Here is a 12,656-nt window from a genome sequence, read left to right as displayed (position 1 = left end):
GGCTTGCAAGAGAGAGTTACCGCAGCAGCTTGCCGTCGCGGCCGATCACGGTCACTTCGACGAATTTCGAGCCGACGCGGTTGTCCGGCGAGAAGCTCACCTTGAAACCACCGGCGTCGTAGCTGTTCATTTTTTCGAGCTGGCCCATGATTTTTGCGCGGGTCGGGTCGGCACCGCTGCGGCGGATGGCTTCGACCAGGATCTTGGCGGCAATGAAAGACTCCATGCTGGCATACGACACCACCTTCCCGGGCTGGTACTTGGCCATCAGGGTCTGGAACTCGCGCGCCACCGGTGCCAGCGTGGAGTAAGGGTAGGGCATGACCTGGGAGATACCGATGCCGCGGGCATTGTCCTCGCCGGCGTTTTTCAGCAGTTCCTTGAAGTTCACCACCGAGATGCTGAACAGGCGGGCCTTGCTGCCCTGGGCGCGCATTTTCTTGATGAAGGCGGCCGAAGCCCGATTGACCGAAACCATGATGATGGCGTCGGGGTTGGCCGCCGCGATGCTGGCCACGGCCGCATCGACATCCTCGGGCTTGGTGCGGTCGTAACCACCTTTGGCCACGGCCTGCAGGCCGAGTTTCTGCAGCGCGGTTTCAGCGCCTGCGAGGCCGCTTTTGCCGAAAGGGTCATCCTGGTACATCACGGCAAAGCGGCGCAGGCCGATGGTGTGCAGGTGCTCCACCATGCGCGCGGTTTCGTCGGTGTAGCTGGCGCGGATGTGGAAGATGTGCGGGTTCATCGGCTCGCGCAGGTCTTGCGCGCCGGTGTAGGGTGCCAGCAGCGCGATACCGGCGTCTTCAAGCACTTTGTTCTTGTTCAGCGCCAGCACGTTGCCGGTGCCGACAAAACCGAACAGCGCCAGTGGCTTGTCTTCGGCCAGCAGCTGCCGCGTCAGCGCCAGGGTCTGGTCCGGCTTGTAGCTGTCGTCCTTGAGTACGACACGGATCTTGCGGCCGTAGATGCCGCCGTTGTCGTTGACCCAGGCGAAATAGGCCGCGCCGCCGGCCACGTATTCGTTACCGGTTCCGGCGATGGTGCCGGTCAGAGGCGCCACCTGACCGATCACCAGGTCCTCCCGGGCGGGTGCGGCGTGGGCCGAAAGCGCACTGGCGGCCAGGCTCAGCGCCAGCGCCAGGGCATGAATTGTCTTGCTCGACATGTGAAGTTCTCCTCGTTGCTGTTGTGTTTCAATTGTTCTGCACTGCAGAATCATGAGATTGCAATGCTGAGGGATTGTGTGACCACACCTTCCGGACGAAGCTATGGAATTCCCGTACTCCATTGGGGATTTAGTCCCTCAAGTGACATGGCCTGATAAGATTTACATATTCCGCATTGCAGAACAATATGAAAAAAGTACTCACGTCAGAAGACGCGGCTCCGGTCAGACCCGTCGCCGGGAACGCGAAGGAAGACCGGCATTTTGTGACCGCACTGGCGCGCGGGCTCGATGTGCTCAGTGCTTTTCGCTCGCGCGACCGCACCCTGGGCAACCAGGAGCTGGCACGTCGCTGCGGCCTGCCCAAGTCCACCATTTCGCGCCTGACCTACACGCTGACCAAACAGGGCTATCTCGAACATGCCCAGGACGGCAGCGGCAATCCGGGCTACCGGCTTGGCAGCGCGGTACTGGCCCTCGGCAGCGCCATGCTGGCCCGCATGGACATGCGCCAGCTGGCGCGGCCGATGATGCAGGAGCTGGCCGACAGTTCGCAGGCCATGGTCTCACTGGGCATACGCGACCGCCTGAGCATGATTTATGTCGAGAACTGCCGCAGCGAATCAGCCCTCACGCTGAGCCTGGACGTCGGCTCACGCATTCCGCTGGCCAGCACGGCGATGGGGCGCGCCTACCTGGCCGGCTGCAGCGACAGCGAGCGCAGTGCGCTGATGGAGCGCATCCGGGCCCAGGACGAAAAAACCTGGCCGCAGACACGGGAGACGCTGGAGCTGGCTGTGGCGCACTACCGTGAGTACGGCTGCTGCGCATCGTTTGGCGAGTGGCAGAAAGATGTCAATGCCATTGCCGCGGCTTTCCGGCCGGGGAGCGGGCGTTCGGTGATGGTGGTCAATTGCGGCGGACCGGGCTTCAAGCTCTCGCCGCAATTCCTGATGACAGAGGTGCGGCCGCAGCTGCTGGCACTGGTGCGCCGGCTGCAGAACGCTTCAGGCGATGCCTGGTGAGGCGGGCTGAGCGCCCTCGCCGGGCCGGTGGCCCAAGGGTGCAGGGGCGCAGCCTCAGTAGGTCATCTGGCCGCGGCCGTCCTTGATGCCTTTTCTGCCGGCGATCTGCCAGGCGGTGCGCTGGTCCACCAGACCGGCCAGAAATTCGAGCTCTTCGTCGGTGTGGTTCAGCGCCTGGGCAGGCGACAGGTAACGCCCGTTGCGGGGCTCGGGGTCGGCCCAGAAGGACTGGTGGTATTGCGCCTGGGACACCTGCTTGTCGTTGCCCGCGTCCAGGTCCACCGTGCCATAACAGTTGCAGAAATAGTTGCGGTTGCCCTGGTCGGCAAAAATTTCGGCATACACGCCGGTGCCGCGTATGCCGGCGGTCAGGGTCGGCATGACGATGGCGCGGTTCACGCCCTTGCCCCACACGCTGGCCACGGCGCCGGTCAGCAGGCGCAGCAGGCTGACCGCATTGAGCGTGGTGCCTCGCTCCACCGACAGGCGTGAGTTCTGGCGCACCTGGAAGGCCGAGTTGCCGATCGCAAACACGAGGTTGGCGCCCGGTCCGGTCTGGATCTCATCGCCGGTCTGGATGGTGTGCTGCGGGCTCAGGCGCTGACCATTGAGGGTGGCGTCGCCGGTCAGTTGCACGATGTTGCTGCGTTGCTGCGCCATCGCCGCCGGCAGCCCTCCCATGGCCACCCAGGCTGCGGCGGCCTTGAGCGCGTCACGCCTCTGGAACCACAATATTTCCTTTTCTTGCCGGCCTTGCAGCAGGTGCTGTGTCATGGCGTCTCTCCTGGGGTGGGGTTGTTGTCGGTGTTGTCGTTGTTGACGGGGCTGTCGGGCGGGGTGGCATCAAAACTGTCGCGAAAGGTGAAATACAGCGAGCTTGAAAACATCGCGGCCATCAGCAAGGCGGCTGGCATGACCAGCGCTGCCGCGGCCTCGGGGCTGGCCAGCAGGCCGGCCAGCAGGCTCACGGCCAGTCCGATGAGCATCAGCACCACCATCCAGGTCAGGCCGAACAAGGCGTAGGCGCCTGCGTTCCGGAAACACACGACGGCACTGAAAAACAGGCTTTTGACCGGTGTCACGCCATGCCAGTGCACCAGCGCGGGCGCATGCCAGAACAGAATCGAGATCGGCAGGTAGAGCACCATGATCACCAGCATCACCCCCTGCATTTCGGGCGCCAGGGCGCTTTCCCGGCTGACGGGCACATCGAAAAACAGCGGCACCACGGAGACGATCAACAGGCAGGCCGCTGCATACAGAAACCCGAGCACCATCATGGCGCGGGCGCGCTGCTGGCCGGCGCGAAAGGCGCTGACCAGAATGGCCGGCATCGGAAAACGGCCTTTGGTGGCTTCCAGCGTCGCGGCCATCAGGCCCAGGGTGGCCGCCGGCACGATGGCCAGCGCCAGCACCACGCCAATGACGGGAATCAGCGATGCCAGCGTGGCCGCCGCCATGTACATGAAAAACAGGCCGGCCAGCGCCAGCGGCTGCTTGAAAAAGGTTTGTATGCCGAGTTTGACCCATGTGATGCCAGTACGCGCGGGAACGATGTTTAGTTTCATTGCTTGGTTTGCATGTTGATGGATTCAGGTCGGTACAGGTTCAATCGAAGCATCTAGAAAGGCGCGGACCCGGTGAACAATTATTGACCGAGAGGTTCTTGAAACGCTGGCCTGGCAGTTTGCTGCAAAAAGCGGGAACGGTGCCTGCATTATTTCCAGCTGGCCGCTTCTGGCCACGGCGCGGCGCAACAGGGTCAGTCTGACAGGCTGCAAGGATGGGCCACGCGCTGGCGCAGCACCCGTTCAAAATGGCCGGGGTCGTGCGCCTGCAACAGCGCGGCTTCGCGCGGCAGGTGAAAGTCCCACAGGCGCGAGATCCAGAAACGCAGGGCACCGGCGCGCTCCATCGCCGGCAGCAGGCCGCGTTCCTGGGCGTTCAGGGGCCGCACGGCCTGGTAGGCCGTCATGAAGGCCGCAGTGCGCGCTGTGTCGCGTTCACCGGTGGCGAGGTCCACACACCAGTCGTTGAGGCTGACGCCGATGTCGAACAGCAGGGCATCCCAGCCGGCAAAGTAAAAATCAAAAAAGCCGGTCAGATGCAGCTTGCCGCCGTCGCTGTCGAACATCACGTTGTCGCGAAACAGGTCGGCATGCACCGGACCGCGCGGCAGCGCCTGCCAGGCCGAGGAGGCGGCGACATGGTTCTGGTAGGCCAGCTCAGCGCGGATCAGGCTGCTTTGTTCGGGGCTGAGGTAGGGCAGGACCACCGGCACGGTCTCATTCCACCAGGCCAGGCCGCGCAGGTTGGCCTGCTGGCGGTCGAAATCCTGTCCCGCCAGGTGCATGCGCGCCAGCATGTCGCCCACCGCCGCACAGTGGGCGGGTGTGGGCGACAGTTCGCTGCGGCCGCGCAGGCGGTCCACCACGGCAGCAGGTTTGCCCTTGAGCTTGTGCAGGATGTCGCCGGGCCAGCTGCCTGCGCCGGCCGTCAGGGCGGCGTGCGGTTCCGGCACCGGAATGCCGCGCTGCGCCAGGTGTTGCATCAGGTACAGGTAAAACGGCAACTGCTCGAAGCCCAGGCGTTCGAACAGCGTCAGGACGTAGCGGCCCTGGTCGGTGTCGGCGAAATAGTTGGTGTTCTCGATGCCGCCCGAGCAGGGGTCCAGGGTCTTCAGCTGCCCCAGACCGAGCGAATGCAAAAGGGGAGCGGCCTCGTCAAACGAGACTTCGGTGTAAACGGCCATGCCTGAAACGGAAACTGGAACTAAAGGGGAGAAACTAGAACTTGAGCACGTTCCAGACGCGTTTGCCGGTGCTGCCGGCGCCCGAGGTGGACGGTGCGGTGCCGCCGCCCTTGGTGGCGTCGGAGGGCAGGACCTCATAGGCCGGCACATTGGCTTTGGGCTGCACGGTGATGCTTTGTGTCTCGCCGCCCACGCGCACTTCGTCGATGCGCGAACCGGCGTCTTCCGTGCGGATGCGCTGGATGGCCGGCTCGGGCCGGCTGCTGACCGGGTTGGTGCCGGGCTGCAGGGCTGGCGCAGGTGCCGCTGCCGGGGCAGGCGCCGCCGTCTGGGCCAACACGGGGGCACTGGCCAGCACAGCCGTGGCGGCGAACAGAAGGGAGCAAAGAGGGTGTTGCATGCCTGCATTGTAGGGGGCCGGCACCCCGGTGGATAGGGCCGGCAAAACGGTGACAATCTAGTGTCCTGTCCCGCAAATAAGGTGATGAAATGAAATTGTCCAGTCAGTCGTCAGGCAAGGCGCGAGAAGGCGACATAGCCGTAGCTATGGCAACGACGAGCAACGCCGCATGCCGGCTGACTGGGCAGTTTCATATCGCCTTTATTTGCGGGACAGGACACTAGGGCCTGCTCACACTATTTATGCAAGATGCGTTGCGAGTCAAAAAGGTCATGCGCGAGGCGCAAAATGCAGCCGGGCTGACGCCCGGCAAGGCTTTGCAACGCTGCGCATGGCCTTTTTGGCCGCAACCCGGAGGGAATATGGTTAAAGCAACGCCACTCGTTGTTGCACTCCTAGCTCAGCCGCCCAGGCTGAGCGTCGTCGCGCGCCTAGATGGGCGTTGTTTTAACCATATTCGCACTTGCATCAATAGTGTGAACAGGCCCTCGCCATGAGCACCGACAAAAAAACACTGCTGCTGGTGGATGGCTCCAGCTATCTCTACCGCGCTTTCCATGCGATGCCCGACCTGCGCGCCGACCCCGGCAACCCGCAAAGCCCCGCCACCGGCGCCATTCGCGGCATGATCAACATGATGCAGAAGCTGCGCAAGGACGTGCGTGCCGACTTCGCCGTCTGCGTCTTCGACGCCAAGGGGCCGACCTTCAGGGATGCGCTTTACCCCGAGTACAAGGCCCAGCGTTCGCCCATGCCCGACGATTTGCGCAGCCAGGTCGAGCCCATCCACGAGGTGGTGCGCCTGCTCGGCTGGAAGGTGCTGGATGTGCCCGGGGTGGAAGCCGACGACGTGATCGGCACGCTGGCCTGCATGGCGTCGCAGCAGGGCATTGAAGTCATCATCTCCAGCGGCGACAAGGACCTGAGCCAGCTGGTCGACGAAAACATCACGGTGATCGACACCATGAACGACCGCCGGCGCGACCTGGCCGGCGTGGAGTCCGAGTTCGGCGTGCCGCCGCGCCTGATGGTGGACTACCAGACCCTGGTCGGCGACGCCGTGGACAACGTGCCCGGCGTGCCCAAGGTCGGTCCGAAGACGGCGGTGAAATGGCTGCTCGAATACGGCTCGCTCGACGCCCTGGTGGCGCGTGCCGGCGAAATCAAGGGCGTGGTCGGCGACAACCTGCGCCAGTCGCTCGACTGGCTGCCCCGGGGCCGCGAGCTGCTGACCATCAAGAAAGACTGCGAACTGCAGGCTTACATCGAGGGTCTGCCTGCTATGGAAAACATAGCTGTTGGCGCACAGCAGACGGAGGCCTTGAAGGCTTTTTATGAAAAGTACGGGTTCAAGGGCCTGGTCCGCAGCCTGGACACCCAGAATGCCCCGGCCGAGCTGCCGGCCGGACCCGACACCCACCGCCAGGACCGCGCGGCGGCCTCGGCCACAGCGTCGCCCGACGAACCGGGGCTGTTTGACGAGCCGGCCTTTCTGGCCACCCCGCTGGCCGAGCGGACCACCAACCTGCGTTACGACACCGTACTCGACTGGCCGATGTTCGACGCCTGGCTGGCAAAAATCGAAGCCGCCGAGCTGGTGGCGCTGGACACCGAAACCACCTCGCTCGACGAAATGCTGGCCCAGATCGTCGGCCTGAGTTTCAGCGTGACGCCCGGCGAGGCGGCCTACATTCCGCTGACGCACGACTACCCCGATGCGCCTGCGCAGTTGCCGCGCGATGAGGTGCTGGCGCGGCTCAAGCCCTGGCTGGAAAACCCGGCCCGGGCCAAGCTCGGACAACACATCAAGTACGACCGCCATGTGTTTGCCAACCACGGCATCGAGGTCCAGGGTTACGCCCACGACACCATGCTGCAGAGTTATGTGCTGGAAGTGCACAAGCCGCACGGCCTGGCCAGCCTGGCCGAGCGCCATGTGGGCCGCAGCGGCATCAACTACGAAGACCTGTGCGGCAAGGGAGCGCACCAGATCAAGTTCAACCAGGTTGACATCGCCAAGGCCGCCGAATACTCGTGTGAAGACTCGGACCAGACCCTGGACGTGCACCGCGTGCTCTGGCCGCGGCTGCAGGCCGACGACAAGCTGCGTTTCATCTACGAACTGGAAATGCGCAGCAGCGAAGCGCTGTACCGCATCGAGCGCAACGGCGTGCTGATTGATGCGCCCATGCTGGCGGTGCAAAGCCACGAGCTGGGGCAGCGCATCCTGCAGCTTGAAGCCGAGGCTTACGAGATTGCCGGCCAGCCCTTCAACCTGGGCAGCCCCAAGCAGTTGGGCGAAATTTTCTTTGACAAGCTGGGCATGCCGGTGATCAAGAAAACCGCCACCGGCGCACGCAGCACCGACGAAGAAGTGCTGGAAAAACTCGCCGAGGATTACCCATTGCCGGCCAAGCTGCTGGAACACCGCTCGCTCTCCAAACTCAAAGGCACTTACACCGACAAGCTGGCCCAGCTCGCGCTGCCGCGTACCGGCAGGGTGCACACACATTACGCGCAGGCGGTGGCCGTGACCGGGCGCCTGTCGAGCAACGACCCCAACCTGCAGAACATCCCGGTGCGCACGCCGGAGGGCCGGCGTGTGCGCGAGGCTTTTGTGGCGCCGCCCGGTTGCATGATCGCCAGCGCCGACTACTCGCAGATCGAGCTGCGCATCATGGCCCACCTGAGCGGAGACGAAGCGCTGCTGCGCGCCTTCACCGACGGCCTGGACGTGCACCGCGCGACCGCCGCCGAGGTGTTCGGTGTTGCGGTGGACCAGGTCAGCAGCGAGCAGCGCCGCTACGCCAAGGTCATTAACTTCGGCCTGATCTACGGCATGAGCAGTTTCGGCCTGGCGCGCAACCTGGGCATCGAGACCAAGGCCGCAGCGGCCTACATCGACAAGTATTTCCAGCGTTACCCGGGTGTGAAGAACTACATGGAGCAGACCGTGGTGTTCGCCCGGGAAAACCATTTTGTCGAAACCGTGTTTGGCCGGCGGCTTTACCTGCCCGAGATCAATGGCGGCAATGGCCCGCGCAAGAAAGCGGCGGAGCGGCAGGCCATCAACGCGCCCATGCAGGGCACGGCGGCCGACCTGATCAAGCTCAGCATGGTCAAGGTGCAGGACGTGCTCGATGCTGAAAAGCGCGCCACCAAGATGATCATGCAGGTGCACGACGAACTGGTGTTTGAAGTGCCCGAGGCCGAGGTCGAGTGGGTGCGCCATGAAATTCCGCGCCTGATGGCCGGGGTGGCGGACCTGAAGGTACCGCTGCTGGCCGAGATCGGCATCGGTCCGAACTGGGAAAAGGCCCACTGAACCCGCAAGCAGGGGCGGCATGACCGCGGTGGGACGGGGGGAATACCCCCTGGTAATTCCCTGCACCGGCAAGAACTTCTGTGACCGCCTAGACTCCGACTGCTTTATCAGCTCAGCCTCCTTCACGCCCCTTTCACGTCCCATCAACCCAGATATTGAGGAAACCGCCATGCTCCACAGCGATCAGAAATCCGAGTTTGACTCCCTGCTTCCCGGCCAGAGCACCGAAAACGGCGCAACCCGCCGCACGGCGCTGAAGGCGGCCCTCGGTGTCGGTTATGCCGCCACAGCCCTGCCGATCATGGCGCAGACCGCGATCAAGACCTCGGCCGAGGGCCTGAAGGCCGGCGAAACCTCGTTTGAAGTCAACGGTTTCAAGGTCCCGGCCTATTACGCCGCGCCTGCCGGTAAAACCAATTTGCCCGTGATCCTGGTGATCCAGGAAATTTTTGGCGTGCATGAATACATTGCCGACACCGTCCGTCGTTTTGCCAAGGCCGGTTACCTGGCCATCGCGCCCGAGCTCTATGCGCGCCAGGGCGACCCCTCGCAGTACGGCGAAATGGCCAAGCTGATGGCCGATGTTGTCTCCAAGGTGCCGGATGGCCAGGTCATGGCCGACCTCGACGGCGCGGTGAAGTGGGCGGGTGCCAACGGCGGCGATACCGCCAAGGTGGGCATCACCGGCTTTTGCTGGGGTGGCCGCATCACCTGGCTGTACAGCGCACACAACCCCGGTGTCAAGGCTGGCGTGGCCTGGTACGGCCGCCTGGTCGGCGCCAGCACGCCGCTCACGCCCAAACACCCGATCGACATTGCCCCCATCCTGAACGGCCCCGTGCTTGGCCTCTACGGCGGGCAGGACAGCGGCATCCCCCTTGACACGGTTGATAAGATGAAAGTGGCCTTGGCCAGTGGCAGTGCCGCGGCGAAGGCGTCCCAGTTTGTGGTGTACCCTGATGCCCCGCACGCGTTCCACGCCGACTACCGCCCGAGCTTCCGCAAGGAGCCGGCAGAAGACGGCTGGAAACGCGCTCTGGCGTGGTTCAAGGCCAACGGCGTCGCTTAAGTTCAAGCCCGCCCGGCATGGAGCCGCCCCACAGCGATGTGTGGCGGCTTTTTTGCGTTTGAGGCGATTTTTACAACGTTTTCGGGCTTCAGCCCATATAGATCGGGCGTGAGCAGCTATGACATTGATAGCAATTTTGACCGGCACCCTGGCTGCCGGCATCGGCAGCGTGTGGCTGGCGGCGCTGCTCAGCTTTGGCGTGCTGGCCCGCTACACCAACCACATGCTCAGCATGGCTGCTGGCGCCTTGCTGGCGACCGCCTTCATGCACCTGCTGCCCGAGGCCTTCGAGAGCCAGGCCGGTGCGCAGGAGCTGTTTGCCACCTTGCTGGTCGGGCTGGTGTTTTTCTTCCTGCTCGACAAGGCCGAGCTGTATCACCACGGCCATGAGCACCATGACCCGCAGGGCCAGGGCGATACGGGCCATCTGCTCGCGCCGCTGCGCTCGGGCAACTCCGGACGGGCCGAACACGTCAACACCGCGCCCGGTGCGCTGGAGCACGGCCACCCGCACCACCATCACCACGGCCACCCCGCCCGATCGGGCAGCTGGGCGGTGCTGACCGGCGACAGCGTGCATGCCTTCGGTGACGGCATCCTGATTGCTTCGGCCTTTGTTGCCGACATGCGCCTGGGCGTGATCACCGCGCTGGCCGTGCTGGCGCATGAAGTGCCGCACCACATGGGTGACCTGGTGGTGCTGCGCCACACCTCCAGCAACCGCAGCGCGGCCCTGGTCAAGGTGTCGCTGGCCGGCGCCGTGACCGCCCTGGGCGGCCTGATCGGTTACGCGCTGGTGGACATGCTGCACGACTGGCTGCCGTATTTTCTGGTGGTGGCCTCCAGCAGCTTTGTGTATGTGGCACTGGCCGACCTGATACCGCAGCTGCAAAAAAGGCTGACAGCCCGCGAGACACTCGCACAAATTGCCTGGCTGGGTGTGGGCATTGCCCTGGTCACGCTGGTCAGCGGGCTGGCGCATTCCTCGCATTGAGCGGCTGGAGGCCGGCCATGTCAGCCGGACACTGACAAACACAGTGCATGGCAGCCTATAGGCGCGGCGCCCGGGCGCGGCCATCATGAAGGCATTCTTTGAGGACGCCGCCATGAACCTGCCGACAGCCACCCCTTTCAAACCCCGCCGGGCCCGCCGTATCGCCGCGGCCTACGTCGCCTACCTCACCACCGTCTGCGCCAGCATGGCTGCCGCGGCGGCCGTGGTCACCGAGACCGTGCCGCTGACGCTGGGCGGGTTCTGAGATGCATGCCGAACCGAAGGCCCTGCCCGACGAAGAAGGGCCGGACGAACCGGCAGTGACGCCGGGCGACGACAGCAACGACGACCCCACACCGCCACTGCCGGTGGACCCGAGCGGCACGCCGCAGCGCAATCCGGCGGTGGACATCTCGGCCAATGACACGGCGCTCGCACTGCCCACCGAAGAGCCGCAAATCGGCAACGAACGCGACATTCCGTCCGACGGGCGCGACCTTGAAGGCGAGCGCATGATCCGTGAACTCGACCAGCGGGTGGAGCCGTCCCCCGCCCATGCACCGCACAGAAAGTAAGAACGTGTCCGAACAAAAACCAGGTATGGCCACCGACCCCAACGTGCCGCCGCCCGAACCGGTGCAGCCCATCGCCACCCCGCCCAATCCGGGTCAGGTACAGCCGACGCCTCAGCCGATGTAACGGGGGGGACGCGCCGCGCGCCGCCATGTCGGACCTTTGACGTGTCGGCGCAGGGAATGTGGAATGGGGCGATGCGTGCGGCGCGAGGGCGCCTGTGCTGGCCGAACTCCAGCCGGACCAATCACTCCTGTTTCGATAGCTGCCAGCGCCCGCCGCACAAGGGCTGTTGGCAGATCTGGTTGTGAATTGACGCGCCTGAGCGCCTGAGCGCATCAACGCCGCGACAGCCGGGAAGTGATCCGCTACGACGTGCTGGTGTCGAACACCGCGGCCGGACGTTCACCGGCCAGGGCCTGTAACAAGCTGGTGGTGGCCAGCTCGGCCATCGCGTGCCGGGTCTCGAAAGTCGCCGAACCGATGTGCGGCAAGGCCGTGACTTTCGGATGGCGGCGCAGGGGCGAATCCATCGGCAGCGGTTCGGTGGCAAATACATCCAGCCCGGCGGCGCGCAGCGTGCCGTGGTCCAGCGCCTGCAACAAGGCGTCTTCCTGCACCGTGGCGCCGCGCCCGCCGTTGACAAAAATGGCGCCGGCTTTCATCAGCGCGAACTCCCGCGCACCCATCAGGCCGCGTGTTTCGCCGGACAGGGGCAGCATGGCCACCACGATGTCTGCGCGCGCCAGCAGCGCGTCCAGCGGCGTGTGCCTGGCACGGCCGTGCAGTTCGGGCGCCTGTACCGCCAGGTCGACAGGCCGGCGTGCATGGTAGAGCACGGGCATGCCGAAGCCCAGTGCTGCCCGGCGCGCAATGGCCTGTCCGATGCGGCCAAAGCCGAGCAGGCCCAGCGTCTTGCCATGCACGTCAACACCGAACATTTCTTCGCCGATGTTTTTTGTCCAGCCGCCGTCGCGGACCAGGGTTGCCAGTTCGACGATGCGGCGGTTGGTCGCCATCAGCAGGGCAAACACGGTGTCGGCCACGGTCTCGTCGAGCACGCCCGGCGTGTGGCACAACAGGATGCCGCGTGCCGCCAGGGCGGGCAGCGCGTAGTTGTCCACGCCGACAGAGACGCTGGAGATGACCCGCAGCCGCGGCGCGGCGGCAAGCAGCGCTTCATCCACCGGGTAACTCGCGCCGATCAGGCCTTCGGCCGTGGCCAGCGCTGCGCGAAACGCCGGCAGCTGGGCGGGGATGCGCGGGTTGGCTACGGTCACCTCGTGCTGCGCCTGCAGGCGTGCCAGCTGGTCCGGGGGCAGTTCGCGAAAGACCAGGACGTGTTTGCGCATG

12 protein-coding genes are annotated in these 12,656 nt (G+C 64.6%); 6 read left to right on the top strand and 6 right to left on the bottom strand.

All coding sequences use genetic code 11. The features are described 5' to 3' along the window. Positions 1-16 precede the first annotated feature (16 nt). On the bottom strand, positions 17-1,165 hold the full coding sequence (locus PSV33_RS03660; protein ID WP_300558814.1) for an ABC transporter substrate-binding protein: 1,149 nt from the start codon (positions 1,163-1,165) through the stop codon (positions 17-19). Between the two features lie 188 nt (positions 1,166-1,353). Here PSV33_RS03660 and PSV33_RS03655 point away from each other — a divergent pair, with 188 nt between their 5' ends. Next, positions 1,354-2,190: an IclR family transcriptional regulator gene (locus PSV33_RS03655; RefSeq protein WP_300558813.1), complete on the top strand. Its 837-nt coding sequence runs from the start codon at positions 1,354-1,356 to the stop codon at positions 2,188-2,190. A 54-nt stretch (positions 2,191-2,244) separates the two neighbouring features. Here PSV33_RS03655 and PSV33_RS03650 read toward each other — a convergent pair whose 3' ends face one another. The 4 genes from PSV33_RS03650 to PSV33_RS03635 all read right to left on the bottom strand — a co-directional run bounded on the left by PSV33_RS03650 (position 2,245) and on the right by PSV33_RS03635 (position 5,342). After that, positions 2,245-2,964: an iron dicitrate transport regulator FecR gene (locus PSV33_RS03650; RefSeq protein ID WP_300558812.1), complete on the bottom strand. Its 720-nt coding sequence runs from the start codon at positions 2,962-2,964 to the stop codon at positions 2,245-2,247. Then, complete coding sequence (locus PSV33_RS03645) at positions 2,961-3,758, bottom strand: BPSS1780 family membrane protein (protein WP_300558811.1); 798 nt, start codon at positions 3,756-3,758, stop codon at positions 2,961-2,963. Before PSV33_RS03645 ends, PSV33_RS03650 begins: the two co-directional genes overlap by 4 nt. 194 nt (positions 3,759-3,952) lie before the next feature. After that, positions 3,953-4,942: a homoserine kinase gene (locus PSV33_RS03640; RefSeq protein ID WP_300558810.1), complete on the bottom strand. Its 990-nt coding sequence runs from the start codon at positions 4,940-4,942 to the stop codon at positions 3,953-3,955. A gap of 34 nt (positions 4,943-4,976) precedes the next feature. Next, entirely contained in the window at positions 4,977-5,342 is a 366-nt protein-coding gene (locus PSV33_RS03635; protein ID WP_300558809.1) for a hypothetical protein, read from the bottom strand. Between the two features lie 493 nt (positions 5,343-5,835). Between PSV33_RS03635 and polA the strand changes: the two genes are divergently transcribed. From polA to PSV33_RS03610, 5 genes are all read left to right on the top strand, one after another. Then, the gene (gene polA / locus PSV33_RS03630; RefSeq protein ID WP_300558808.1) at positions 5,836-8,667 is read left to right on the top strand and encodes a DNA polymerase I; all 2,832 of its coding nucleotides are present in this window, start codon (positions 5,836-5,838) and stop codon (positions 8,665-8,667) included. A 169-nt stretch (positions 8,668-8,836) separates the two neighbouring features. Then, positions 8,837-9,736 carry a dienelactone hydrolase family protein gene (locus PSV33_RS03625; protein ID WP_300558807.1) on the top strand — a complete coding sequence of 300 codons (900 nt, stop codon included), beginning with the start codon at positions 8,837-8,839 and terminating at the stop codon, positions 9,734-9,736. Positions 9,737-9,854: 118 nt separating this feature from the next. After that, positions 9,855-10,730, top strand: a complete 876-nt coding sequence (locus PSV33_RS03620) for a ZIP family metal transporter (RefSeq protein WP_300558805.1) — start codon at positions 9,855-9,857, stop codon at positions 10,728-10,730. Positions 10,731-10,815: 85 nt separating this feature from the next. Beyond that, the gene (locus PSV33_RS03615; RefSeq protein ID WP_300558803.1) at positions 10,816-10,995 is read left to right on the top strand and encodes a hypothetical protein; all 180 of its coding nucleotides are present in this window, start codon (positions 10,816-10,818) and stop codon (positions 10,993-10,995) included. Position 10,996: 1 nt separating this feature from the next. Next, entirely contained in the window at positions 10,997-11,305 is a 309-nt protein-coding gene (locus PSV33_RS03610) for a hypothetical protein (RefSeq protein WP_300558801.1), read from the top strand. 366 nt (positions 11,306-11,671) lie between these two features. On the opposite strand, the gene PSV33_RS03605 is transcribed toward PSV33_RS03610, so the two are convergent. After that, complete coding sequence (locus PSV33_RS03605) at positions 11,672-12,655, bottom strand: D-glycerate dehydrogenase (protein ID WP_300558799.1); 984 nt, start codon at positions 12,653-12,655, stop codon at positions 11,672-11,674. Position 12,656 lies beyond the last annotated feature (1 nt).

Origin of the sequence: Polaromonas sp., assembly GCF_029945895.1 — a bacterium.
GTDB lineage: Bacteria > Pseudomonadota > Gammaproteobacteria > Burkholderiales > Burkholderiaceae_C > Polaromonas.
Note: the sequence above shows the minus strand (reverse complement) of the source record. Positions and strands in the feature narration are given on the sequence as shown.

What these genes read in the sequence shown, in the direction of transcription:
- PSV33_RS03635 (WP_300558809.1), bottom strand. Translation starts at nt 5,342, where the DNA reads ATGCAACACCCTCTTTGCTCCCTTCTGTTCGCCGCCACGGCTGTGCTG.
- PSV33_RS03660 (WP_300558814.1), bottom strand. Translation starts at nt 1,165, where the DNA reads ATGTCGAGCAAGACAATTCATGCCCTGGCGCTGGCGCTGAGCCTGGCC.
- PSV33_RS03615 (WP_300558803.1), top strand. Translation starts at nt 10,816, where the DNA reads ATGAAGGCATTCTTTGAGGACGCCGCCATGAACCTGCCGACAGCCACC.
- PSV33_RS03605 (WP_300558799.1), bottom strand. Translation starts at nt 12,655, where the DNA reads ATGCGCAAACACGTCCTGGTCTTTCGCGAACTGCCCCCGGACCAGCTG.
- PSV33_RS03610 (WP_300558801.1), top strand. Translation starts at nt 10,997, where the DNA reads ATGCATGCCGAACCGAAGGCCCTGCCCGACGAAGAAGGGCCGGACGAA.
- PSV33_RS03655 (WP_300558813.1), top strand. Translation starts at nt 1,354, where the DNA reads ATGAAAAAAGTACTCACGTCAGAAGACGCGGCTCCGGTCAGACCCGTC.
- PSV33_RS03645 (WP_300558811.1), bottom strand. Translation starts at nt 3,758, where the DNA reads ATGAAACTAAACATCGTTCCCGCGCGTACTGGCATCACATGGGTCAAA.
- PSV33_RS03620 (WP_300558805.1), top strand. Translation starts at nt 9,855, where the DNA reads ATGACATTGATAGCAATTTTGACCGGCACCCTGGCTGCCGGCATCGGC.
- polA (WP_300558808.1), top strand. Translation starts at nt 5,836, where the DNA reads ATGAGCACCGACAAAAAAACACTGCTGCTGGTGGATGGCTCCAGCTAT.
- PSV33_RS03640 (WP_300558810.1), bottom strand. Translation starts at nt 4,942, where the DNA reads ATGGCCGTTTACACCGAAGTCTCGTTTGACGAGGCCGCTCCCCTTTTG.
- PSV33_RS03625 (WP_300558807.1), top strand. Translation starts at nt 8,837, where the DNA reads ATGCTCCACAGCGATCAGAAATCCGAGTTTGACTCCCTGCTTCCCGGC.
- PSV33_RS03650 (WP_300558812.1), bottom strand. Translation starts at nt 2,964, where the DNA reads ATGACACAGCACCTGCTGCAAGGCCGGCAAGAAAAGGAAATATTGTGG.